Source organism: Bacillus sp. JJ1532 (genome assembly GCF_036965085.1).
In the GTDB taxonomy this organism is placed as follows: Bacteria; Bacillota; Bacilli; order Bacillales; family Cytobacillaceae; genus Cytobacillus.
This window is the reverse complement of record NZ_JBALOW010000029.1, coordinates 38803-62559: the sequence shown is the minus strand read 5'-3', so window position 1 is coordinate 62559 and position 23757 is coordinate 38803. Positions and strand designations below refer to the sequence as shown.

At 38.8% G+C, this 23757-nt stretch carries 23 protein-coding genes and 1 pseudogene; 2 read left to right on the top strand and 22 right to left on the bottom strand.

Annotated features, from left to right (window positions below; genetic code table 11):
- Nucleotides 1-117: 117 nt before the first annotated feature.
- From ndoA to acpS, 5 genes are all read right to left on the bottom strand, one after another.
- A complete protein-coding gene (gene ndoA, locus V7122_RS11575; protein WP_066301680.1) occupies nt 118-468 on the bottom strand; it encodes a type II toxin-antitoxin system endoribonuclease NdoA in 351 nt (116 codons plus the stop codon).
- A 4-nt stretch (nt 469-472) separates the two neighbouring features.
- Nucleotides 473-754 carry a CopG family ribbon-helix-helix protein gene (locus tag V7122_RS11570; protein ID WP_066301683.1) on the bottom strand — a complete coding sequence of 94 codons (282 nt, stop codon included), beginning with the start codon at nt 752-754 and terminating at the stop codon, nt 473-475.
- A 214-nt stretch (nt 755-968) separates the two neighbouring features.
- Nucleotides 969-2138 carry an alanine racemase gene (alr, locus tag V7122_RS11565; RefSeq protein WP_335526840.1) on the bottom strand — a complete coding sequence of 390 codons (1170 nt, stop codon included), beginning with the start codon at nt 2136-2138 and terminating at the stop codon, nt 969-971.
- A gap of 132 nt (nt 2139-2270) precedes the next feature.
- Nucleotides 2271-3278 (bottom strand): LolA family protein, encoded by a 1008-nt coding sequence (locus V7122_RS11560; protein WP_335345496.1) that lies wholly within the window; start codon nt 3276-3278, stop codon nt 2271-2273.
- A 295-nt stretch (nt 3279-3573) separates the two neighbouring features.
- Entirely contained in the window at nt 3574-3927 is a 354-nt protein-coding gene (gene acpS, locus V7122_RS11555; protein ID WP_335484874.1) for a holo-ACP synthase, read from the bottom strand.
- Between the two features lie 146 nt (nt 3928-4073).
- On the opposite strand from acpS, the gene V7122_RS11550 reads away from it, so the two are divergent.
- Nucleotides 4074-4793 carry a rhomboid family intramembrane serine protease gene (locus V7122_RS11550; protein ID WP_335526838.1) on the top strand — a complete coding sequence of 240 codons (720 nt, stop codon included), beginning with the start codon at nt 4074-4076 and terminating at the stop codon, nt 4791-4793.
- Between the two features lie 31 nt (nt 4794-4824).
- Here V7122_RS11550 and V7122_RS11545 read toward each other — a convergent pair whose 3' ends face one another.
- The 5 genes and pseudogenes from V7122_RS11545 to V7122_RS11525 form a co-directional block, all read right to left on the bottom strand.
- Nucleotides 4825-5115, bottom strand: coding sequence for a hypothetical protein (locus tag V7122_RS11545; RefSeq protein ID WP_335526836.1), 291 nt, complete (start codon nt 5113-5115; stop codon nt 4825-4827).
- A gap of 34 nt (nt 5116-5149) precedes the next feature.
- The gene (locus tag V7122_RS11540) at nt 5150-6181 is read right to left on the bottom strand and encodes an NAD-dependent epimerase/dehydratase family protein (protein ID WP_335526834.1); all 1032 of its coding nucleotides are present in this window, start codon (nt 6179-6181) and stop codon (nt 5150-5152) included.
- A 135-nt stretch (nt 6182-6316) separates the two neighbouring features.
- A pseudogene (locus tag V7122_RS25750) lies at nt 6317-6886 on the bottom strand (methyl-accepting chemotaxis protein); the annotation flags it as partial.
- 600 nt (nt 6887-7486) lie between these two features.
- Entirely contained in the window at nt 7487-8929 is a 1443-nt protein-coding gene (locus tag V7122_RS11530) for a PH domain-containing protein (RefSeq protein WP_335526830.1), read from the bottom strand.
- Nucleotides 8922-9401 carry a PH domain-containing protein gene (locus tag V7122_RS11525; protein WP_335484864.1) on the bottom strand — a complete coding sequence of 160 codons (480 nt, stop codon included), beginning with the start codon at nt 9399-9401 and terminating at the stop codon, nt 8922-8924. The genes V7122_RS11530 and V7122_RS11525 overlap by 8 nt, the downstream gene beginning before the upstream one ends.
- A 187-nt stretch (nt 9402-9588) precedes the next feature.
- On the opposite strand from V7122_RS11525, the gene V7122_RS11520 reads away from it, so the two are divergent.
- On the top strand, nt 9589-9999 hold the full coding sequence (locus V7122_RS11520; protein WP_335484862.1) for a VOC family protein: 411 nt from the start codon (nt 9589-9591) through the stop codon (nt 9997-9999).
- 39 nt (nt 10000-10038) lie between these two features.
- On the opposite strand, the gene V7122_RS11515 is transcribed toward V7122_RS11520, so the two are convergent.
- The 12 genes from V7122_RS11515 to V7122_RS11460 all read right to left on the bottom strand — a co-directional run bounded on the left by V7122_RS11515 (nt 10039) and on the right by V7122_RS11460 (nt 23638).
- Nucleotides 10039-11511, bottom strand: a complete 1473-nt coding sequence (locus tag V7122_RS11515; protein ID WP_335526829.1) for a DEAD/DEAH box helicase — start codon at nt 11509-11511, stop codon at nt 10039-10041.
- A 197-nt stretch (nt 11512-11708) separates the two neighbouring features.
- Nucleotides 11709-12407, bottom strand: a complete 699-nt coding sequence (locus V7122_RS11510; protein ID WP_335348143.1) for an alpha/beta hydrolase — start codon at nt 12405-12407, stop codon at nt 11709-11711.
- A 142-nt stretch (nt 12408-12549) separates the two neighbouring features.
- Nucleotides 12550-13923 (bottom strand): globin-coupled sensor protein, encoded by a 1374-nt coding sequence (locus tag V7122_RS11505; RefSeq protein ID WP_335348142.1) that lies wholly within the window; start codon nt 13921-13923, stop codon nt 12550-12552.
- 459 nt (nt 13924-14382) lie between these two features.
- Entirely contained in the window at nt 14383-15756 is a 1374-nt protein-coding gene (locus V7122_RS11500) for a UDP-N-acetylmuramoyl-tripeptide--D-alanyl-D-alanine ligase (protein WP_335526827.1), read from the bottom strand.
- Nucleotides 15757-15849: 93 nt separating this feature from the next.
- Complete coding sequence (locus V7122_RS11495) at nt 15850-16932, bottom strand: D-alanine--D-alanine ligase (RefSeq protein ID WP_335484854.1); 1083 nt, start codon at nt 16930-16932, stop codon at nt 15850-15852.
- Nucleotides 16933-17251: 319 nt separating this feature from the next.
- Nucleotides 17252-18259, bottom strand: coding sequence for a histidinol phosphate phosphatase domain-containing protein (locus tag V7122_RS11490; protein ID WP_335484892.1), 1008 nt, complete (start codon nt 18257-18259; stop codon nt 17252-17254).
- On the bottom strand, nt 18253-19041 hold the full coding sequence (locus V7122_RS11485) for a DeoR/GlpR family DNA-binding transcription regulator (RefSeq protein ID WP_335484852.1): 789 nt from the start codon (nt 19039-19041) through the stop codon (nt 18253-18255). The genes V7122_RS11490 and V7122_RS11485 overlap by 7 nt, the downstream gene beginning before the upstream one ends.
- A complete protein-coding gene (locus V7122_RS11480; RefSeq protein WP_335526825.1) occupies nt 19038-20042 on the bottom strand; it encodes an ABC transporter ATP-binding protein in 1005 nt (334 codons plus the stop codon). The genes V7122_RS11485 and V7122_RS11480 overlap by 4 nt, the downstream gene beginning before the upstream one ends.
- Nucleotides 20039-20818, bottom strand: coding sequence for an ABC transporter permease (locus V7122_RS11475; protein ID WP_335526823.1), 780 nt, complete (start codon nt 20816-20818; stop codon nt 20039-20041). The genes V7122_RS11480 and V7122_RS11475 overlap by 4 nt, the downstream gene beginning before the upstream one ends.
- Nucleotides 20815-21651, bottom strand: coding sequence for an ABC transporter permease (locus V7122_RS11470; RefSeq protein WP_335344648.1), 837 nt, complete (start codon nt 21649-21651; stop codon nt 20815-20817). The genes V7122_RS11475 and V7122_RS11470 overlap by 4 nt, the downstream gene beginning before the upstream one ends.
- 120 nt (nt 21652-21771) lie before the next feature.
- Nucleotides 21772-22599 (bottom strand): alkaline phosphatase family protein, encoded by an 828-nt coding sequence (locus tag V7122_RS11465; RefSeq protein ID WP_335344649.1) that lies wholly within the window; start codon nt 22597-22599, stop codon nt 21772-21774.
- Nucleotides 22589-23638, bottom strand: coding sequence for an ABC transporter substrate-binding protein (locus tag V7122_RS11460; RefSeq protein WP_438824783.1), 1050 nt, complete (start codon nt 23636-23638; stop codon nt 22589-22591). Before V7122_RS11460 ends, V7122_RS11465 begins: the two co-directional genes overlap by 11 nt.
- Between the last annotated feature and the right edge of the window lie 119 nt (nt 23639-23757).

The window sequence follows — 23757 nt, the reverse complement described above, 5'->3', positions numbered from 1 at the left end:
GGCAAGCATTTAGAATGCTTGCCGCGGGTAGATGTAATAATAATTAAAATAAATAAAAGACCAATTGTCCTACACACAAAAAATAAAAACGCCCTTATGGAAAAAGCGTATTTTGTATTAAAATTCGATGAGCCCTAAGCTAATCTGAACGGCTTCATCCACTTTTTCCATCATTTCGTCATCGAGATGGGTAATTTTATCGGTTAAGCGCTGTTTATCGATTGTTCGAATTTGTTCTAAAAGAATTACCGAATCTCGTTCAAAACCATAGCGCTTCGCATCAATTTCAACATGAGTAGGCAGCTTAGCCTTCTGAATTTGAGCAGTGATTGCAGCAACAATTACTGTGGGACTAAACCGATTCCCGATGTCGTTTTGGATGATCAGCACTGGACGGACGCCACCTTGTTCTGAACCAACAACTGGGGATAGGTCTGCAAAATATACGTCACCACGTTTGACAATCAAGGGATTACCCTCCGCTTACTAGACGTTCAACTGTGTTTTCTGCCTCGAATTCTGCAAGAAATGCTTCAGATGCAATCGTCAAGTTTATTTTCGCCATCTCCATATAACCACGTCTCATGGCCTCACGAATTTGTCTCTTTTTTCGCTCGCGCAAATACATTTTGGTTGCTTGATAAATGAATTCACTCCGATTTACGTTTTCCTGCTTTACAAAGCCATCTAACTCGGTTACAAGATGTTGCGGTAATTTCACCATAATCTCTGTTGTTGCGCTGGACTCAGACACAAACAAACACCTCCACCATCACTACACACCATTTTATATCTACCATTTTTAATATTAACATCAATCTGACCTCATGCAAAGGGGGTTTATCAATTCTTCTCTATTATCCGCCAAAAAATTATTCTTTTATGCATAAAGCTCTGCTTTCTTATTGAAGAAAATTAAATTTTCCCTAATTCCCTTTCAACTAAGGTCAGTTCAATGTAATCCCATTCTAGAGAAGGCTGTTAATGATCTTTGAAACTTGCCCATTTTTCTTATATACTCTAGGAATTCTTGCACCGATCATACAAGTGATTTCATAATTAATAGTTCCAAGTCTCCTTGCAATGTCATCGGCTGTAATTTTTTCTTTTCCTTGCTGTCCTATAAGGGTGACATCAGTACCAACAGGCAAATCAGCCGGAAGCTTAATCATACATTGATCCATGCATATTCTGCCGACAATCGGAGCTCTTTTACCATCTACGAGTACATCCTGCCCCTGGAGCTTACGTGTCCATCCATCAGCATACCCAATTGGCAGCGTACCAATCCATTCATCTTCCTGCGCTTCATAGGTAGCACCGTAGCTAATCTTCTCCCCTTTTTTCACCTTTTTAACATTCACAACCTTCGTATGAAGAGTAAAGGCAGGTTTTAAAGGAAAAGGAAGGGTGGGCTCCATTTCTACGGACGGCATTAATCCATACATGGCAATCCCCATTCTGACAGCATTTAAATGCGCTTCCGGAAATTTTAACGATGCTGCACTATTACTTGTATGAATCAATTCAGGTTTTTTCTTCAGCCATGAAATCATTTCATTAAAACGTTCCAACTGCATATTGTAATATGCAGGATCAATCTCATCAGCTGTCGCAAAATGAGTAAAAACCCCTTCTATATGGAAGGCATGACTTTTGGCAACAACAATCTCAATCTCCTCAAGCTCCTTCCCGCTTCTTATTCCTATTCTTCCCATTCCGGTATCTAGTTTTAAATGGATCGTTAATTTTTGATTAGATCCAACGTAATGCTTTGCTCTTTCAAGCCATTCCAGCTGGAAGACTGTCAATGTGATATTTTGTTCAATGGCAATCTCAGCATCCTCTGGACGGCTTGCACCGAGAACAAGAATCGGTGCGGTAATGCCCTTTTTCCTTAAGGAAAGCGCCTCATCCAGTATGGCTACGGCAATATAGTTGGCACCTGCCTCTAACGCTGCCTTGGCAACCTCTGCATCCCCATGTCCATACCCATTGGCCTTGACAACAGCAAAGATCTTAACGACATCCTGTACATGCTTTCTCAATTCCTCAACATTATATGCTATATGATCCAAATTAATTTCCGCCCAAGTATCTCTATAAAAAGCTGTTTGACAATCTGCAACTTTGGCCATCATTTGAACACCCTTTTTTTCTTTTTTATATGTCGATTATCGACTCCCTTCGACACCTTTGTCAATTAATTTTCCAACTTTTCAGGAATATCTGCATATAAAAAAGGCCCTTATTCAGAGCCCATAAAGAAATTATTTTACTGTACTTTCTTGAACGGACCTTGCAACCTCAACTAGTTCTTTTTCTGTCAGGTCATTTGAGGCAATCACATAGTCGACCCCTTGATACGTCCATTTAATTGTATTATTAGATAAAGCACCTATCGTAAAGCCTAAATCTACTGGCTCGCCGCTTACCGTTGTGTAAGAGGAAACCGGCATAACATTGGCTTTTTCTTGTACGATTGTGAAAGATTTTTCTCCATCATATGTTAAGACAACTCGTTTGCCGTTATCCGTTGTAATGGCCTTCTCATCAACTAAATCAGCACCTGGGAATTCAGAAGGGTATTTGACCGAGAACTCTTCGCTGCCCACTTCCGCTAATACAGGAACAGATAGTTGAGCACTAGTCATGTTCTTCTGCATATCAAAATCTTTCTTATCAAAGGCGGCATTAAATTTAACTTCAGTGAACTCAACCTTTACAAGGGTGTTTTTATCCGTGTCCATGACCTTCACACTCACTGGAGCTAAGTCAGATTTCTTTAACGTGATTTCTTGGGTAGGAAGCATTTGGTTATTTTGATATCTTGTTTTCGTTTCAAAAACGTAATGATCCTTGGTCGCAGTGAATTTAGCCTCTTTATCCTCAACAATATCCTTCACTAAAGACTCATAAAGGTAGGCCTGACTGCTGTTTTTTGGCCATTCGCTTTGAAAACGGAAGCTTTTATTCAGTGCTGGTGTCAGAACAAAAACCCCCTCATCATTGCGCAGAATCATTTGGCTTTGATCCTTTTGGGCATTTTTCAAATTGACACGGTAGTAGGATGGATTTTTATGCCAAACCTCAATGTCATACACCTGTGGTTCAGTTCCCATTTCTAATGTCATCTTCGCGTTTGCCTTGTAACTCTTTAATTCCTCAACTTTCCCATTCAGATCCTTCACTACAGCTTCCTTGGATTTCGTTCCGCAAGCAGACAACGCTATCACTGCCAATATCCCGATTAGCAGCATTAACCACTTTCTCCTCATTCCTTCAACCCCTTTTGCCTCTATTCAGTGTATTGTCCAGCCACAGCACCTAAGTCATTTTTCAACAAAATCCATCTACCTTGTTGCTAAACAATTCTTTGGCAACTAGATCAACTTTCCTTGATGAATATCTGACTTAGTTTTGCGCTAATCGTGGAGGAGGTAAAGGATAGACGAATGTGGATATGAAAAATGAATCCCCTTGTCTAGCCTTGTCTCTCCTATTGCACTATGAATATATGAGACAACCATCTGGAATATGCTAGGTTGAATGACAAGCTTTTTGCTTTTTTACTTACACCTTTTCAATGATGACCTGAGCCACTGCATACTCTTTACTGTGAGAAATGGAAAGGTGTACACCCTTTTGAATCGGCTTGGACACATAAGGCTTCCCCTTTTCATCCTTTTCAATTTCAATATCTAAAAAGGAAAGGCTTCCTCCAATGCCTGTCCCCATTGCTTTAGAGAAGGCTTCTTTTGCTGCGAATCGCCCCGCCAAAAATTCTGTCTTTCTTTCTAAAGGTAATGTCTGAAATTTAGCGGTTTCTTTCGGTGTTAAAATCCTTTCCGCAAATTTCACTTGCCTTTCAAATATTTTTTTTATTCGATTAAGCTCTACAATATCTATACCAATTCCAGTAATCATCTTTGATCATCCTTCTATTTCATTTAATATTTGCATAAACAATAATATAAGAATAGCAAGTCATTGTGTTTTTCTAATATATTAAATAGCATGTTCATTTCCATTTTAGGCTATGATGGAGAGAAAGTAGAGAAAAGAGGGTCCATATGTTTATACGGACGGAAAGCTTTAAAGAATTTCTACGATATTATCCAGTGGTTTCAATCATTATTGCCATTCATATTGTTCTTTACTTCATATCCGTTTTCCCGTTGCTCCCCAACTTATGGCTTTATGAACATTTCGCAGGGGTAAACCTTTATATTTCGGAAGGGGAATACTGGCGTCTAGTCACACCGATTCTCATGCATGGCGATTTGCCGCACGTGATTTTTAATAGCTTTTCTCTTGTCCTTTTTGGTCCTGCCTTGGAGCGTATGCTAGGAAAGGGAAAATTCATCTTCGTGTATTTTATAGCTGGAATGGCCGCGAATGTCGCGACACTCTTTTTGGAACCCTTAACCTATATACATGTCGGTTCAAGCGGAGCGATCTTTGGATTATTCGGATTTTATGCTTCTGTCATTATGTATAGAAAAGATTTAATGTCCAAGGCAAATTCTCAACTTATATTGACTATCACCATCATCGCCTTGATTATGACGTTTTTGCAGCCAAATATCAATGTTACGGCCCATTTATTCGGGCTGCTAGGTGGCTTTTTGTTAGGCTTAGCCTTGCTGCCACATAAGCAAAGACCAAACATAAGATTCAATTTTAACCTAGAAAAAAAACATCCTGCATCGTTCAAAGGAGTATCAGCTCCAAAATTAATGATATGGTGCGGCATTATCATTTTGGCGATATTAGGATTACTATTCAGATAACATAAGATTACTAAACGAAAAAGCGATGTCATTACGAAATCGAAATGGCATCGCTTTTTTTATTAATGATGATATTGTCTCTTTTCGACCTTTTAAATGCAAAAGCAAGCAGGATTGCCCCTATCGTAAGCCCTATCGTCATTCCTAATTGAAAAATCAGCAAAAGGAACTGGCTATCAAAGATAAAGCCTACAAATCCAATCATGCAAAATAAGCTTGTTAAGTAAAATGATACTCTAATTCCTAAATGTATTCCTTTCCCTTTAAATATCATTCCAAGGAATAATGTAGACAGCCCTAAAAATAAGCTCCACCCAAGCATGTTGATCGCAAATGAAAAAGACCGGGGATTAAATTTAATAATTACTTTTTACGGTCGCATGCCACCGTTCTAATAATTCCCTTTCTTTCATATATTCCATGCCTGCTTTACGTTCAATGTCCACCGCCCGGCTAGAGTCCCATTCTAACGTATCACGAATGGTGTCTGCCAAAGAGCGAAATGTTAGACCTTCATTTACTGCTTTTTCAATGTTTAGTGCAAGGAACCCGGGCATATTTAATTTTTCAGGGAGCCACAAAGGCATTTCGGTCCAATATTTCACTTGATTTTTATCTAAAAATTCTTCATCTATCCACGTAAAGATAGCATCACTCTTACTGACTGATTTACATTCCTGAAGAAAATCTCCCATTGTCAACGTATCATTTGGTCCAGTTACGTTGAAAACACCTGATTTTCTTCTCTCAACCATGTTGATGATCCCTGTTGCCAGATCTCTTACATCGATTAATTGAATTTGTTTATCTGGGCTCCCAGGAGCAAACACTTCCCCACCTTTAGCTACTCTTTGAACCCAGTAGGTGAAACGATCGGAATAATCATGTGGACCAACAATCAAACCCGCACGAATGAACAAAGCTCTATTAGGCATTACCTCTTCAATCACTTGTTCACAGGAGTACTTTAAGGGACCATAATATTCGTTATATAAGGGACCAGCTATGCCTTTTGTAATTTCCTCTTCCTTCTCCTTTGAGATTGTAAGAACAGGATGATTTTCATTAATACCTATTTTGGTTAAGTCCGTATAAACGGAGGCACTTGAAATGAAGGTATAGTGCTCCGTTACATCAGATAATAGTTCTGCTGATTCTCTCACGATACGTGGAATAAAACCGCAAGTGTCAATAACTGCATCCCACTTTTTCCCCTTCAATGCTTCTAGGTTCCCATTCCTGTCACCAATAAGCGTGTCAACATCAGGAAACAAATTAGGGTTTTCTTTTCCCCGATTAAAGAGTGTTACCTGATGTCCCTTTTCTAAAGCAGCTTCGACAAGATATCGTCCCAAAAACCTTGTTCCCCCAAGTATTAATAATTTCATCTAAACCTCCTATTAATAATAACTTAAGTTTATGTATTGCCCGTAACTATACCTATTCTTAATAACTATAATCATTCCCTTTTTTCCTTTAGCAAAGAAAAAAACAGTGAAACTCACTGTTTTTTATGGAATATTTTATTCATTATTTTCCTTGAGCACCTTGCCCCAATTGCTTAATTCTGCAACCTGTCTAATACCGCCTTCTAATTTCTCATCAACAACACTTGCATCATTAATATGTCTAATTATCATCTCATTTGCTTGTTCAAAAACAGCTTGTGTTTCGCTTATTTCGCTCATTACATCATTTGAATATTCTCTTTGCTCTTCGATTGTGCCAATCACATCTTTTACCTCAGATTGGACGTTATTAAACACTGTTAAAATGTAGTTTATTTTACTTGTCGTGTCAGTACTAAGCTGAATCCCATTTTCGATTAACCCGGTGCTCATCTTTGTCGATTGCAGTGAGTCCTCAATATCTTTTTGGATATTCTGTGTCAGGACGCTTATATTATGGGTGCTTTCCGCTGTATTTTCAGCAAGCTTTCTTACCTCTTCAGCGACAACAGCAAACCCCTTACCATGTTCCCCCGCTCTTGCAGCTTCAATGGAAGCGTTAAGCGCCAATAAATTCGTTTGATCAGCAATTTCCTTTATCACTTTGACGATAATCTCAATTTCTTTCGATCTTTCATTTAACTGATTCATTTTAACGGATGTCTCATGCAGCTGGTCACCTAATTTGGCAATGAGTCCTTCAACTTTACTAACAGAATCCCTTCCCTCTTCTGAGATTTTCACCATATCTACAGTTGATTCAAATAAATTCTGACCCTTTTCTTGCAGGCCAAGGGATTTATCATAGGACATCTGGCTAATATTGTTTACTTTATCAAACCGTTCATTTATTTTTCCGACTAATTCGCCCAAGACATCGTGCTGCCCATTTACCTTCTCATGCTGTTCAATGGCAATTGTTAATTCACTATTAAAACCCTCAATGAAATCGTTAAGATACTCCTCATTTTGCTGTGCCTTTTCAAAAATAACCTTCAAGCGATTTTTTAATTCTGTGTTTTCTTCTGTCAATTGAATATTTCTCTTCTTAGTCGTAAACAAATAAAATCCCCTCCTGAGTCACAATTATCCAATTCGACCACCTTCAATAGAACGCCTTTCAACCTCCCCCTCAATAGCCGAGAATTGGGTAAAGCTCACTCGAAAGAGGGTTAAGCACCATAAAGAAAACTAGTCCATTATTACTATCGGTTAAAATTCTAAATTTTTAAATACGAAAAGCGCCTAATCGGCGCTTAATTTCGTATAGGAATACCATTTATAAATATCATTTATATCCTGTTTCTCCAAATCTACAACCGTACCGCCTGTTCCGCCTGAACCAGACATAACTACTGCAGTAACAGTCCCTAGCTCTTTCCCTCTTTGAAAATAGCTTTCTTTTATATTCAAAGACTGAATTCGATTTCTTTTCATAAAAACTGTTGTTTTATTTACTGCACGATATCTTAAAATCAACTGTAATTCATCAATTCCCCAGCCCGCATCTTTATACTTAACAAACGCCCAAGCAATAGATAGGAGAACAAACAACAGAGCCAAATACCCCCAAGGTCTGAAAAAGATGACGGGTACTGCCGCAATCGGTAAGCTATACAGAAGCCCTCTAAACATATACCGTTTTAATGCTCGGCTCGGTGCAGATTCGATAACAGACTTAAATGAATAATCATTTAAATAAGGAGTTAATATGTTGGCAATGCGTTCTTTTTTGATAATTGGAAGTATTATGACCCGCGCACTTTCCTGATCAATAGCAGACCCGCCTGCACTTTCTAAAAATACGGTTCCAAATCCAAGAGGCTGTCTAATTAAATTTTCTGATATCCGAATGGCTTGAATCCGGTGTAGAGGGATCGTAATCTGACGCTTCTCTAAAAGTCCTCTCGTTATGATAAGGTCCTCTCCTACGTTCTTTACTGTAAAACCAGCATACTTTACCATAGTCCCTACCAACGCAGCCACCCATGCAATCAAAAACCCTATAAACACTAGAATACTTATAAAAAGGACCCCGTTTGAAATCACATCCTCCAACCCGTTAAACAGTCTTTCATAAGGGATCATTTCTTCAAATTGGAAAACGAAAGCAAAACACGCGGAAAAAACAACACCGACTCCTCCAGAGGTAGACGCCATAAGCAAGAGCTCACCCGGGGTAATTTTATAAAGTATTTTCTCTTGAGTGTCTTTAACAGACACCTCTGCATCGGTTTCCTTTTTTTCGTTTTTTGCGGAAAAAAGAATGTGCTGAATTTGATTTGCCTCTTCCTTTGAAATGGCGGTTAATACAGCTTCAGCTTCCCCTTTGCTGCTTGAACCGGCCGTTTCCACCTTCACTCTTACAAGACCAAATGGACGATGCAATATCCCTTCCGATAAATCAAGACTCTGAATGCGATCAAGTGGAATATATCTTTTCTTTCTAACAAATACACCGTACTCTATCCTGAGCTCTCCCTCTTCTAGCCGGTACGTGAATCTCAGCCAGGATATGATTCCAGCGATTAGGATGAAAACGATAATAACAACTGAAATAATAAGTTGAATACTCCCATCCCTGCTTCCAAAAACAACAAAAACAAGAAATGGAATAATTAAATCTTTCAATTGCTTTAAAAAATTTACAACTGCTGAAATCGGGTGCAATCTTCTTGGCTCAGACATCTTCATCAGCCACCCTTGCCAGCTTAGAAATGAAAAATCTTAGTTCCTCCGCCTCATTCATATCCAAAGCCGGAATTTCATGTACAGTCGCAGCAGTTGAAATGGCCACGGTGGCTAAACCGTATTTTCGCAAAATCGGTCCTTGCCGGGTATCAACATGCTGAACTCTAATCATCGGCACGAGAGTCCTTTTGATGACGAACACTCCATGCTGAAGCTCGATTTCATTTTCCCTTACCTCATACCGCCAACGCTTCCATCTCAAAGTAGGGATGAGCATAATCACTAAATACATATCGATAGCAAATAAAATAAGGGCAACGGCAATCATCCACATTGGCCAATTAAATATAATGGTAAGAGCAATAACTCCTCCAGCTAGCAATAATGAAAAAAACGAATGAATTGCACCGGAAATCCTCCAGACTGTTAATCCTCTTTCGGATATCCTTCTTTGCGGTTCTAAAACCATATGGTACCTCCTAAACTTAGAGCTAAGTATCATTACGTTAATAGTACTAAATAGGATTCAAAATCTAAAATTATCTAACTTGAAATGAATAACTTCCTCACTTGTCGAACACTTGTTCCTTACCTCTGATTAAACATTATTTATAATGGGAAATATGGTATTGGACAAAATTTTAGGAGTGAAATTTATGAAAGGTCAAGCTACACCCTATTTATTTTTCAACGGAAATGCAAGGGATGCACTTGAATATTATAAAGAAGTATTCGAAGGTGAGATTTTAAATTTACAAACCTTTGGCGATGCGGATTATCCAACTCCGCCAGATGCAGACAACCGAATCATGCATGCACAATTTAAAAAAGATGATTTATTCTTTATGGCTTCCGATTCCTTTTCAGATGGCGATGTTCAAATCGGCAATCAGATTTCGTTAGTTCTGGAGTTCGAATCAGAAGATGAAATCCAAAAGGTTTATGACCGATTAAGTAATAAAGGTTCGGTTTTAATGGAGCTTCAAGATACTTTTTGGGGAGCGAAATATGCAAAAGTGAAGGATGCTTATGGAATCGTGTGGGATTTAAACATGACAAAAGCTTAATCCTTAAAAAAGAAGAAGAGAGCATTGCTCTCTTCTAACTTAACGGTAATTATTAGAATTGCTTCGATTGCTGCCATTATTGCTGTAGCGCTTTCCTGAAGATCCTTGGCGAGATCTTACTGGCGCGCTCTGTCTTCCTCTTTGGCCTCCGTAAGATTTGCTGCGATCGTCTTGTCTGCGCTCCCTTTTTGCAGGCATTGGCTTTTCTTCCGTTAACTTAACAGGAGTTGTGTCAGGTTCCTTCGTCAGCATTTTTAGTACGGCCTGAACAATAATCGTTGCATCCTGCTGCTCTAGTAATTCTTCTGCTGCCTGCTTATAGTATTGAAGATTGTTCGATTCCACCGATTGCAGAATACGCTCTACAACCGCTTTTTGCTGTCCTTCAAGAGCCTCATCTAATGTTGGCGGCTTCATTTTTTCTATTTTTCTTTTTGTTGTTCTTTCAACGACCTGCAAGTAAGATTTTTCTCTTGGGTTAATAAAGGTCATTGCCACTCCCGACTTCCCTGCACGTCCTGTACGTCCAATTCTGTGTACATAGCTTTCAGGGTCCTGTGGAATATCAAAGTTATAAACATGCGTGACTCCGGAAATATCTAACCCGCGGGCGGCCACATCAGTCGCAACAAGAACATCAATTGAACCTTCTTTAAATTTCCTTAGAACAGAAATGCGCTTTGCCTGACTTAAGTCCCCGTGAATGCCTTCTGCGTTATAACCTCTTAGGTTTAATGCTTCTGCAAGCTCATCGACACGGCGCTTTGTACGTCCGAACACGATAGCAAGATCTGGAGATTGAATATCAAGCAGTCTTGTCAAAATATCAAACTTGCTTCTTTCCTGTACTTCCAGATAGTATTGTTCAATTAAAGGAACTGTTACTTCTTTTGTCTTCACACGAACAATCTGAGGGTCCTTCATAAACCGTTCAGCCATTCTTTGAATTGGAGGCGGCATTGTTGCTGAGAACAACAAGGTTTGGCGCTCCTCCGGAATTTGAGCAAGAATAGCTTCAATGTCCTCAATAAAGCCCATATTCAACATTTCATCTGCCTCATCTAGAATAGCAGTTTGAACATTTTCAAGATGCAATGTTTTCCGGTTAATATGATCCAATATTCGGCCAGGAGTTCCCACAATGATATGTGGTCGGTTTTTCAAAGCGCGGATTTGACGGTTAATATCTTGACCGCCATAAATGGCTAATACTTTCGTTCTTTTTCCATAGCCGATTTTATATAATTCTTCAGATACTTGAATTGCTAGCTCGCGTGTAGGGGCAATAATAATTCCTTGGATGACATCTTTTTCATAATCTATTTTATCAATCATTGGTATTCCAAACGCAGCCGTTTTTCCAGTACCCGTTTGTGCTTGTCCGATTAAATCTTTATTCTCCAAGCTTAATGGGATCGTTTGCGCTTGAATTGGTGTAGCTTCTTCAAATCCCATTCGCTTCAGGGATTTCATCGTTGCAGGGCTAATTCCCAGATCTTGAAACTTTGTCACTGTTTTCTCTCCTTCTAAAAAAAACTAATCTAAGTTCTGTATATATTCACATCCAATTAATACTACTTGAAAGTGAAAAAAGACATTCTCCAATAGGAGTATGTCCAGGTTTCATGAGAAGTTCCTTTTGGCACTTTGTTGATTATTTTATCATTTTATAAAGGTTTTTGCAATGAATGCAGAAAAGAGAACCCTTTTTAAGCAGGTTCTCTCTTCAATAGAAAGTGATAAATTTCGGAAAAAAGATTTTCTCTTTCCTCACAATGGCAAATGAGATGTTTTGACTCTTTAAGATAAATGAGCTTCTTCGCCGAAGTCCCAATCCTATGGTATAAATATTGTGCACTCTTTGGCGGAACAACACCATCACACTCCCCTTGGGCGATAAGGGTTGGGATTTCAATCTTTCCTAAAATCGGTCTGATTGCAGCAACAAGTCTTCGAAATTGGAGCGTAGCCGTAATAGGAGTAGCTAATATTTTTCTTTTATATCTCATAAACATTTCATTTTCTGTTAATCGACCGCGAAAAGCATCTTTCGCCATCTCACCAATATCTAAGAGCAGCTGCTTAGGATTTACATAATAGGCCGCTGCACTAAGTAACACGAGCTTTGTCACAGGATAGTGGACAGCTAAGTAACTCGCAATCAGACCGCCCATTGAAAAGCCAATGACATACACAGTTTCACACTTCTCAATAAGCTGCTGCAATGCCTGTTCAGCATGTTCGATCCAATTTTTATATTCAATCCCTTTTAAGCTTAACGTATCTCCATGCCCTGGAAGTGTCGGAACTGCAATTTCCCAATTGGTCCGTTTCTTTAAATAGGATACAAGCGGCTCTACTTCAAAAGGTGCTCCCGTAAAGCCATGAATACATAAACATCCAATCACAAAAATCACCACCAGCCAAAATGTAGATAATCATATTTTACACCTATTTCTCGGAGCCATGCTGATTTTTGCTTTGGCAAATATTAATGAAATAAAAGCAAGCCTTACGCACTTGCACAAAGGTTTACAATAAAATCCTATTTTAGCTGTTAAACTTATCAGCTAATTCATGATTCATTCCACTCAATTGTTCAGCCATTTTGGCAATTTCTTGTGAAGCAATCGAAATATCAGCAAACGCCTTTTTGAATTCGTTCACATAATCACTGAAATGACCGATTCTTTTGTCTGTCAATTGTACACTGTCAACGGATTTTTCTAAAATCTTAATAATATTGTCGCTAGCATCCCTGAACATATGTATTTCTCCCACAATATATTGAAAGCTATTTTCAAATTTTTCAATCGTTATCTGTGTCGCTTTAATTTGTCCTTGGATGTGATCAAGAGCGTCTTCTGTTTGATGAGCCAACTTCCTTACTTCCTGTGCTACAATTGAAAATCCTTTTCCATGTACTCCTGCTCGGGCCGCTTCAATTGCCGCATTTAATGAAAGTATATTCGTTTGGTTAGATATCCCCCGGATTGAATTAACTATCTGTCCGATTTGTGCTGAACTTTCACTGAGCTCCTTGGCTAGCGCTTTCGTTGTATCAATTAATTCGACAACTCGATCAACTTTAGATAAGGCATTTGATGCATCTTGCTTGCCTTCCTCTACATGTGTAATCATGTGTTTAGAGGAAACTTGAATCTCAAGTATTTCTTCACGCATTTGCTCCACAACAATTTCCTTATCAGCAATGGTGGATGTTGTTTCTTCAACACTTGCCGCCAAAGTTGCAGAGGAATCTTTTAAGCTGGCTTGAAACTCTCCAATTTCACCCAGCTTCATCATCGATGAAGTATACGATTCTATATAGGTTTCTATTGCTATCTGCATGTCAAAGGAACAGAGCCGCTGAAATGAAGAATAGTATGTAAATACCTTTTCACTTGAATGGATTTCCTTCATTAACACAGAAAGGATTTCGTTTTGAAGTAGTGTGTAAGCACCTAAATACCATTGTGGAAATAAGCCTATCCGGTTATGAACACGGCCAATACTCTTCCGCCGGTTCACATATTTTTCTCCAATTTCCCCTGAGACCATATCAAGTAAATACTGTACAAACGCTTGTTTTAAACGGTCAATTGATGAATGCTGTTGGATAATGTCAAATAAATTAGGCATTGCTTGTACTTTCAAATAAAAGTTATCAACTATATCCTCAGCATTTTTTTCAATAATAGGACGAATCTGTACAAGATTCTCAATATCCGTGTCTGACAATCCTATAAATAATAGTTGAGAATATTCTTTACTGTTTTTTAATTCATCAATAGTGCTGCTAACAAAACTATTTTTGTTAAATGATACCTCTTGATCCTCTGCTTGTTCTATATTCCTTCTTTTTAAAAAACGCAGAGCTCCTTTTTCATTTGCTATTAAAGACTTGAATGGAATACCAATCAATTCATGTTCCCCCTATAGATGAAATTATCCGAAACATATTTGGAAAGTTGTACTGATGAATAAGACTTTAATAAAATATACCAGGAGAGACACCCTGTTATTTCATCGGTAATTCATTAGTTAAGCTTAATAATTATAATGTAAAAAACCTGAAACAGCGTTTATATTTTGTAAAGGTTATATTAAGATTATTAGCTATGTTAAACTTGATTTGTTGATTTCTTGAACCATTCACCTTCTTCATTTGTATAAGAGATAAAAGTGAAGTAAAGGGGAGTTTCATATGGGGAAGGGATTTTGATCGTGTTGATTCATTTTTCAATTAATAAGGATTGGGTTGTAAAAAGGAAAAATCCCCGTTTCGCTTGGAATAGGGATTTTTCCTTTTTAATGTGATATGGTTTCCGCTCAAACGAGTATTTTCAATAAGCGGAAACCAAAACGCTATAATCTCTCCCACTATTGGAGTGCTGCAACAATACTTTCTAGCTGCATGCCTCTAGACGCCTTTACTAATACAATCGTTTCCTTATCAACAAGCTTTTCAAGTTTTTCAATGAGAGGCTGTTTTTCGGCAAATGCGAAAACCCGATCTGCAGGCAATTTCGTTTTGGCCCCTTCTGCAATCCATTCGCCCAGCTTTCCGAACGTAAACACATAGCCGATTTTTTCAGGTTCAATGGATTCACCCATTTTTAAATGATACTCCTTTTCTTGTGGCCCTAATTCAAGCATATCACCAAGAACAAGAATTTTATTTTTGTACCCTGGCAGATGGGAAAGGAGTTCGATCGCTGCATGCATAGAGGTTGGACTCGCATTATAAGCATCATTGATTATTTTTTCGCCTTTTTTGCCTTGTAAAAGCTCGGTTCTCATATTTGTTAGCTTGAGCCCTGCAAATCCTTCATTCATTTTTTCAAAAGGAATACCGAAGTGACTGGCAACTGTCATCGCCGCTAAAGCATTTAAGACATTATGTGTTCCTAGGACAGGGAGCTTAAACTCAATATCCGCAACATTTGTTTTAAAAGTGCTTCCAGTATCATTTTGTTCTATCTCTACTGGATATATATCATTCCTGCCGCTTCTTCCAAAAGTTCTAATCGTAAAATTACCTTTATAGTCAGATAGCTTTTCATCCAGCAGAGGTTCATCACCAAAATAAGTAATTACCCCATTTTCCTGCAGTCCATGAATAATTTCTAACTTAGCTTCTGCAATTCCCTCTCTTGACCCAAGATCGAGTAGGTGCGACTCACCGATATTCGTAATAATCGCAGCCTCAGGCTCAGCTAAACGTGTTAGAAAATCGATTTCCCCTCTACTGCTCATCCCCATCTCAAGGACAGCAATCTCCGTATCCTGATCAAGATCAAGTATCGTTAAGGGCAAACCAATTTCATTATTAAAATTTCCTTCTGTTTTTTGGACTTTATAATTGATTGACAGCAGATTAGCGGTCATGTCCTTTGTTGTTGTTTTCCCATTGCTGCCAGTTACTCCAACAATGCGAACGCCGAGCGTGTGCCGGTAATTTCTTGCAAGCTCTTGTAAAGCCAGCAGTGTATTTTCTACTATTAAAACTGGCAAATGTAATGGAGGATTTGGAACATCCTTTTGCCAAAGGGCTGCCGCGGCTCCCTTTTTTATAGCCTCCTCTACAAATCGGTGACCATCTTGATTCTCGCCTTTAAAAGGAACAAATAAATTGCCAGTCTTTATTTTCCTTGTATCAATGCTTACACCGCTAATGACCGTATTCTGAAAGCCAGAAGTATCATTTTCAAGTTTAATCATCTCGGAAATTTCTTTAACAGTTTTTATTATCATCGGTTACCTCCATATAGACTGCGAATATCCCCAAACACATTATTTATTGAAGAAACACGGCAAATCGCCGTGTCCCTATATGCTCTCGCACAATTATTCCATCGTATATTTAATATGCTGCTTTTCCGCATGTCTTTCAATAGCTAAATTCACAAGGCGCTCGATAAGCTGAGGATACTCGACCCCAGTATGCTTCCAAAGAAGAGGGAACATGCTAAATGGTGTAAATCCAGGCATTGTATTGACCTCATTGATATACCATTTCCCTTCCCTTGTTAAAAAGAAGTCCGCTCTTACAAGTCCGGAACAATCTAACGCTTTAAATGCCCGAATGGCCATTTCCTTTAGCTGATTATACTCAGAATTTGTAATTTCTGCAGGAATAATAAGAGCTGTGTTTCCATCTTCGTATTTTGCCTTATAATCATAGAATTCTTTCTTCGGCACAATTTCACCGGCAACCGAGCATTCAGGATCATCATTTCCAAGAACACCCGCTTCAATTTCTCTTGCTGTCACTCCCTCTTCTATAATGATCTTACGGTCAAATTGGAATGCTTCAGCAAAGGCTTTTTCAAGTTCCGATCTATTTGTACACTTACTGATACCGACACTTGAACCAAGGTTGGCCGGCTTGACGAAGCATGGATAGCCTAGTTCATCTTCTACTTTTTGATAAGCAGCCTCATTCGACTTTTCCCATTCACTACGAATAAACCAACAGTATTTTACTTGTGGAAGACCAGCTTGAGCAAAGATATTTTTCATGATTACCTTATCCATGCCTGCTGAAGAGGACAAGACACCATTTCCTACATAAGGAAGATTGAGAAGCTCAAGCAGCCCTTGAACTGTACCATCTTCTCCATTCGGTCCGTGCAGCAGCGGGAAAATTACATCAAATGAGCTTTTTTCATCTTCTGCAGCCTTAAACAATGCAGGAGCTAAAGCAGTTGGAGGCAGTGCATCCAAGTTGGAAAACGCCAGCTCCTTCACATTTGTAACAGGTCCTGTTAACTGTGGTCCTTTATTCCACCCGCCATCTTTTGATATATATATGGGATAAACTTCAAACTTCTCTTGATCCAAAGCCTTTAAGACAGCCATAGCTGTTTGCATAGAAACTTCATGTTCAGCAGATTTCCCGCCGTATAATAGTCCAACTTTCGTTTTCATAAATAATGTGAACCTCCATTCTCAATCACTTTCCTATTTTACCACTTTGTGAATTAAGAAAGGGAGTGATTAAGGTGTGATTTATTGAGGAATATTTTTCAAACATTCGCCCATTACTTTATATGTATGTAAAAACATCATGTGTGGAAACTAAATTATGTTTTTACAAGCTTTGCACAGTTAATTTTATCTCAAAAAAGAATTACAAAAAACTATTTTATTATTTCAATTTAATTAAAAATAGTTTATTAATTAATTAATGGAATTTCGGTATTTTTTTATAAGATAGTAATTCCCTCTTATCAAAAAAAAACAGACCCTACTGGATCTGTACCATGATTCTTTCTCTTTGCTTAAAGGTTGCTAGATTTGGAGCACCTAATTGCTGCAATAATGACTTGTTTTCTGCAACATATTTACCAAGATCGTCTGGAAAATGTGAATCAGAAGAAAGAGTAATGGGCACACCTTTCTTGACGATTGTCTTTAGGAAATCTACGGATGGACACATCTCCTTAACTGGATAGCGATAATATAGACCCGCATTCACTTCTGTAGCCGTATTCGTTTCTAATAGTGCATCTGCTATACGTTCATACCATTCTTGATTAAATGATTCATTGTTTACTTTGAAATTAAATACTTTTAAATTATCTAAATGGGCAACAAAATCAAACATCTTTGACCGAATCATTTTTTCAACGGTTTCATAAAAACGTGTATATAACTCGGATAAATCTTGCTTTTCAAAGTGAGATACGGTTTGTGGATTATCAAATCCCCATCCATCTACAAAATGAACAGAACCGATCACATAATCCCATGGTTTTCCTTCTAAAAGGGCTGCAAGCTCTTGCTCTTGCCCGACAAAATAATCAGCTTCAATGCCTAACTTTAATGAGACACCTTCATTTTCCCAGCGCTTTTTTGCTATTAAAATAGCTTCTACGAATTCGTCCATCTTTTCCGTCATGACATTTTTCAACCAGTATGACTGCAATGCACCAATTGAATGAGATGGGTCTAAATTCAACGCGGTTTCAAAATAATTCTTCGTTTCTTGAAAGCGATACAAATGATCGACAATGCCAACTTCCTTCAAACCGACTTCCTTTGCTTTTTTCAAATATAAATCCAACCATTCTTGACTATAGCAGCCAGCATTCAATCGTTTGTTCAGCTGATTCATTTCGTATTCAATCTTTGCTTTCGACCCACGTTCAAGTAATTCAATTGGTTGAAAATATCCAAGAGCTTTCGCCGTTCGTTCAAGCCAGCTAAACGAATATGGTCCTTCTTCTAGATGTACATGATAATCGATTAACATTCCACTCGACTCTCCTTTGCGATCGTCCATTTCGTGTACCATTCTTTCCATTCTTTCGGACAAAGCTGATCACTTATGACTTCATCGAATTGGCTCGCCTTAGCGAAAGAAAAAAATGAAGGAACACCTATTTTCGATGAATCCGCGAGCAAAATACACTTCTTACTGCACGCCATCATTTTCGCTGAAACGAGCGATTCATCTAAATCATAATCATAGATTGTATCTGCAACCATTCCACCACAGGAAATAAACGCTTTATCCATATGCATATGACTTAGCCATTCGAGTGTCATAGCACCTGAGACTGAGGATTGCGCGGGATTCGACACCCCACCTAGCATGATGACCTTTCCAGTCACTCGCTTTTCTTCAATCGCTTGATTAAACCGATCGGCTGCAGCAATTGAATTCGTTACAATGGTTAAATTCTGCAAATTTTGAATGAAATCAGCAATATGAACCGTTGTCGTCCCAACATCGATCGCAATCGTATCTCCATCTTCAATACGTGATATCGCTTCTAAAGCAATTTGTACTTTTTCGATCCGATTGATATCAAGCTTTCGTAAAAAGGCTTGTTCTTCTTCTAGTTTTGTATACAGGACAGCGCCCCCATGTACTCGAGTTAACTGTTCAAGCTTCTCTAGCTCGTTCAAGTCTCGGCGAATCGTTTCTGGCGTCACAGAAAACGCTGTCGCCATTTTTGCAACGGATACACGCTTCTCTTCTTTCACCCATTGAATAATTAAACGATGTCGTTCTTCCTTTATTTCATTCATGATAAAGCAATAACATCCTCTGGTTCGACAAATAATTGATATTCCATCCCTTGCACAAAAGTAGGGGCACGGTGATGCAATTGTTCCGTCGTAAATTGCTTGTCATTGGCATAAAATGTTGTCCGGATCACATTTCCATTCATAACAGAATCACCGGCAATTGCTCGTAATGGGTAAGAGGATGGTTGTGATTGTATATGAATCGATTCTGGGCGAATCGCGTATTTATCAGCAGAAATCGCTAAATTTTTCTCAAATAAACTTCCTAGTTGCTCCTTTGAAAAAACATTATATCTGCCAATAAAATTGGCAACAAATTCCGTTTTAGGCCTTGTATAAATTTCAGATGGTGTTCCTTCTTGCGCAATTTTCCCCTTATTCATGACGAAAATGCGATCAGAAACAGACATTGCTTCTTCTTGGTCATGTGTAACAAGAATCATCGTCATATTCAGTTCACGTTGAATCATGCGCAGTTCGACTTGCAAATGCTTCCGTATTTGTGCATCAAGCGCACTTAACGGTTCATCAAGCAACAATACTTTCGGACGAACTACGAGTGAGCGAGCAAGTGCAACCCTTTGCTGCTGACCCCCGGAAAGCTCATGCGGATACGCTTTTTTCTTTTCTTGCAGTCCAACAAGCTCTAACATTCTTTCTACACGTTGTTCTACTTCATTTACTGGTTTTTTGTTCATTTTTAAACCAAATGCAACATTTTCAAACACCGTCATATTCGGAAATAATGCGTATGATTGAAATACCATCCCCACTTTGCGCTTTTTGGGAGGAATGTTCTTCATGTCTTTTCCATCGATCATCACCGTACCGCCGGTTGCATCTGTTAGGCCGGATAATATTCGCAAGATTGTACTTTTTCCACAGCCACTCGGTCCAAGTAACGTAACAAATTCACCATCTTGAATATTCATATCAATTCCAGTAAGAACATTTGTATCTCGATATTGTTTATGGACGTCTTTTAACAATACATGACTCATACACGTGTCATCCCTTTCGCTTTATTCGTTAATACCGCCATCACCATCGTCAAAATCCCCATTAACACGATGTATACGAGCACAATTGCACTCGCAATATGACCGCTTGTACTTAATTTTGCCATTAAATATATTTGAACGGTTTCAAAGCGAGAACCAACCACAAGGTTAATCAAAACAAATTCGCCAAATAAGACAGAAAACGATAACAGTGCTGATACGAATAACCCCGGATATACTGCTGGAAGTAACACTTTACGGAAAGCGTCCATTTTTGAAGCACCTAATAATTCTGCAGCATCCATTAATTGACGGCCTTGCACATTCCTCAAGCTATTTCGTGTTCCTTGGTACATATATGGGAGCACACTGATAACATATACTCCGACTACAGCGAGTATCATTGGCAAACTTGTGCCTGAATAAAATCGAATTAATCCAACTGCTAGAATAACACCTGGGAAGGCGTACACCATCACAATACTTGCTTGAAACCACTTTTCTAATGATGGAAAATATAAGACGATTACGAAAATCGCCGGTACAATAAACAAGATCGAAATGATAACTGCTCCTCCAGAAAGAAGTACAGATCGGCCGAACGCCTCGATAAAGCGAGCATCTTGAAAGAGCATACTAATCCATTCGAACGTTAAGCCTTCAGGTAAAATGGTTTTATTCCATTCTGTTGAAAATGCATACAAAGCTGTTGCGAGAATTGGCAAAGCTAAATATATTCCGATCAGGGTGAGCATAATGATTGTAAATTTTTTCATCGCTTCAACAAATCCCTTCTCGTTTTTTTGACAAGCCATTCACTAAGCGACATAACAATTATCATGATCATACCAAGCAGAACGGCAATAGCGCTCGCTAATTCTGGTTGAGCAAAGATATCTCCTGTAATCAATGCCCCGATCCGAATAGCCGCTAAGTTAAAATTACTCCCCGTTAAAGCATAAGCAGATGCATAGGCACCCATCGCATTGGCGAACAAAATGGTAAACGTTCCTGCAATACCTGGAAAGATAATAGGAAGACCGATTTTTCTCCAAAATACAAGCGGTGAAGCGCCTAATAAAGAAGCGGCATCTTTCCACTGCTGCTGTATTCCGTAATAAATCGGATATAAAAGCATAATTGCCAGAGGAAGTTGAAAATAAATATAGATGAGTAAAAGCCCTGACCAACTATAAAGCGAAAAGGATAGGTCCCAGCCAAACGAATGAAGTGCTAATGTAAAAAGACCGCTATTTCCAAGCAACACAATAAATGCAAAAGCAAGCGGAACACCTGCAAAGTTAGAGGTTAAATTGGACAAAATCAATAACCTTTCGCGGATTTGTTCGGGAAAATATGTCATCGCAAACACCCCAAGTAAAGAAACAACGAGGGCAATGAATGCTGAAACGACAGACAAAGCGAAACTATTTTTAAACCCTTGTAAAATATAAGAGCTTGATAACGCTTCTTGATAATGTTCTAACGTAAACCCATGACTATTAGAAAAACTGCTTACCAACATGTAAACGAGCGGGACGAGAAAAAAGAACGTCATCAATAAAGCGAACGGAACTAATATAAGAAGTACGCTTTTTTTTCCATTCATAATCATGTTGTCTCCCTTTTTATCGCAGATTAGTAACTAACCATCAATGGGGGGATGGCCGATGAAGAAACGCCATGTCCATTATGTTGGAAACCCCCAGTGATAGAAGCTTCTTTCACATTATTGATCGACTAGACCCGGCATGAGCAGAGGAACCATTGCTTCAGAGGGATCGATTCCAAGTAAATGACAGGCAAGTGGCGCCAATTGCAGCTGTGAAACGACCTGCTCTTGAATAATCGGTTTCACTTTATTAGAGGCAATAAATAGCGGAACATGACGATCATCCGTTGTATTCCCACCATGATTCCCATCAGCCGTCATCCCATGGTCAGCTGTTACGATGATGTCATAACCAAGGTCCATCCAAATAGGCAACGTCTGTGCCAATAGGGCATCTGTAGCCAAAACGCGATTTCGATATTGAACCGAATCGGCTGTAAATTTATGTCCATCATCATCTACATTCATCGGATGAATATAGAGAAAATCCGGATTTTTTTCTGAAACAAGCCATTGAGCTTCGGCAAATAAGTGACTATCTGGGTAATGATCTTCAAAATAAAACAGTCCATTTTCAATAGGTGCATCCTTGTCCAATTGAATTCGATCGATACCATGTCGAAAAGGCGCATGACTATAAAGTTCGCTTACCCAATAATAAGCAGCTGCAGCGGTTTTCTTCCCGCTGCGTCTTGCTAAATGAAATAGACTTTCTTGAGTCGATAATCGAATGACTCCATTCCCGACAATGCCATGAACGAAAGGTGATGTTCCAGTTAAAATAGTTTCGTATAAAGGTCGAGATAGCGAAGGGACTTCCGATTTCACTTCATAACGCGCGACCCTTCCTTGTTCAACCAAATGCTGCATAAATCCCATATGTGAACATGCCGTATCAAAACGTAACGCATCCACAACGATCATGATTAAACGATTATTTGACATGGATTAACACCTGTTCTTGCCACATTTGCGGAATCTTTTTTGTTGTGTCTTCCCAAGCTTTTTGATCGCTCACTGGTTGAGCATTTTTATACATTTCATTTGGTAATAAAAGAGATTGAACTTCTTTTGATAACTTAACGTTTTCACGAATTGGACGAGCATATCCTTTTGCTAAATTTTCTTGCCCCTCATCAGAAAGAATGTATTCACGAGCTAACATCGCCGCATGAGGATTTTTTGCGTACTTGTTAAGAATAGTGGCATAACCAGATGTAACAGAAGCCTCTCCTGGAATCGTTACGTCAAAACGCGCTTCATCAATTTGTTTACGATAGCCCAGTGCGTTAAAATCCCAAACTAAAGCAACATCAATTTCACCTTTTTCAAGATTAGCTACACTTGGATCCCCAGCAGATAATCGGCCTTGTTTCGCTAATTCTGCAAAGAAATCAATACCTGGCTGAATATTCTTTTCGTCTCCGCCGAATGCATAGGCAGCTGCTAGAATAGCAAATTGTGCTTGGTTTGCTGTTAGGGCATCCCCTATGCTAACTTTGTAATTGCCATTTTTCAGATCTGCCCAAGACGCAGGTGCATTTTTCACATTATTTTTATCGGTAATAAAAGACATCGTGCCTGTATATCCAACAATCCAGTCTCCATTATCATCTTTTGCCCAAGCTGGAATGTCATCCCAGTAAGATGTTTTATAAGCAAGCGTCAAATCTTGCTCCTCTGCTATCGGTCCAAAGGCAATTCCAACATCACCAATGTCAGCTGTTGCATCTTTCTTTTCTGCTGCAAATTTCGCTAGCTCTTCAGCACTAGACATATCTGTATCCGAATGTTGCAAATTATACTTTGCTCCCAACTCATCCCATGTTTCCACCCAGTTTGCCCAAGTATCTGGCATCCCAACTGAATTTACTTTACCTTCTGCTTTTGCTTTTTCTTCTATTTGAGCCAATGTCAATTGGTTAAAATCCGTTTCTTCTCCTGCGCTTTTAGTGCTATCGTTTGAGGAACAAGCTGCTAACATAGAAATAGTCATTACACCGATGATTCCTTTTTTCCAATTACGAGTCCAAGACATGGTCATTTTCCTCCTGAGATGTTTGTTTTTGTTTTGTTTTACAATATAAATATACAAAACAAATA

Bases quoted from the DNA above. Each gene is read 5' to 3' on its own strand.
- alr (WP_335526840.1), bottom strand. From the start codon at position 2,138: ATGGCCAAAGTTGCAGATTGTCAAACAGCTTTTTATAGAGATACTTGG.
- V7122_RS11560 (WP_335345496.1), bottom strand. From the start codon at position 3,278: ATGAGGAGAAAGTGGTTAATGCTGCTAATCGGGATATTGGCAGTGATA.
- acpS (WP_335484874.1), bottom strand. From the start codon at position 3,927: ATGATTACTGGAATTGGTATAGATATTGTAGAGCTTAATCGAATAAAA.
- V7122_RS11550 (WP_335526838.1), top strand. From the start codon at position 4,074: ATGTTTATACGGACGGAAAGCTTTAAAGAATTTCTACGATATTATCCA.
- V7122_RS11545 (WP_335526836.1), bottom strand. From the start codon at position 5,115: ATGCTTGGGTGGAGCTTATTTTTAGGGCTGTCTACATTATTCCTTGGA.
- V7122_RS11540 (WP_335526834.1), bottom strand. From the start codon at position 6,181: ATGAAATTATTAATACTTGGGGGAACAAGGTTTTTGGGACGATATCTT.
- V7122_RS11530 (WP_335526830.1), bottom strand. From the start codon at position 8,929: ATGTCTGAGCCAAGAAGATTGCACCCGATTTCAGCAGTTGTAAATTTT.
- V7122_RS11525 (WP_335484864.1), bottom strand. From the start codon at position 9,401: ATGGTTTTAGAACCGCAAAGAAGGATATCCGAAAGAGGATTAACAGTC.
- V7122_RS11520 (WP_335484862.1), top strand. From the start codon at position 9,589: ATGAAAGGTCAAGCTACACCCTATTTATTTTTCAACGGAAATGCAAGG.
- V7122_RS11500 (WP_335526827.1), bottom strand. From the start codon at position 15,756: ATGATAATAAAAACTGTTAAAGAAATTTCCGAGATGATTAAACTTGAA.
- V7122_RS11495 (WP_335484854.1), bottom strand. From the start codon at position 16,932: ATGAAAACGAAAGTTGGACTATTATACGGCGGGAAATCTGCTGAACAT.
- V7122_RS11490 (WP_335484892.1), bottom strand. From the start codon at position 18,259: ATGTTAATCGATTATCATGTACATCTAGAAGAAGGACCATATTCGTTT.
- V7122_RS11485 (WP_335484852.1), bottom strand. From the start codon at position 19,041: ATGAATGAAATAAAGGAAGAACGACATCGTTTAATTATTCAATGGGTG.
- V7122_RS11480 (WP_335526825.1), bottom strand. From the start codon at position 20,042: ATGAGTCATGTATTGTTAAAAGACGTCCATAAACAATATCGAGATACA.
- V7122_RS11475 (WP_335526823.1), bottom strand. From the start codon at position 20,818: ATGAAAAAATTTACAATCATTATGCTCACCCTGATCGGAATATATTTA.
- V7122_RS11470 (WP_335344648.1), bottom strand. From the start codon at position 21,651: ATGAATGGAAAAAAAAGCGTACTTCTTATATTAGTTCCGTTCGCTTTA.
- V7122_RS11465 (WP_335344649.1), bottom strand. From the start codon at position 22,599: ATGTCAAATAATCGTTTAATCATGATCGTTGTGGATGCGTTACGTTTT.
- V7122_RS11460 (WP_438824783.1), bottom strand. From the start codon at position 23,638: ATGTTAGCAGCTTGTTCCTCAAACGATAGCACTAAAAGCGCAGGAGAA.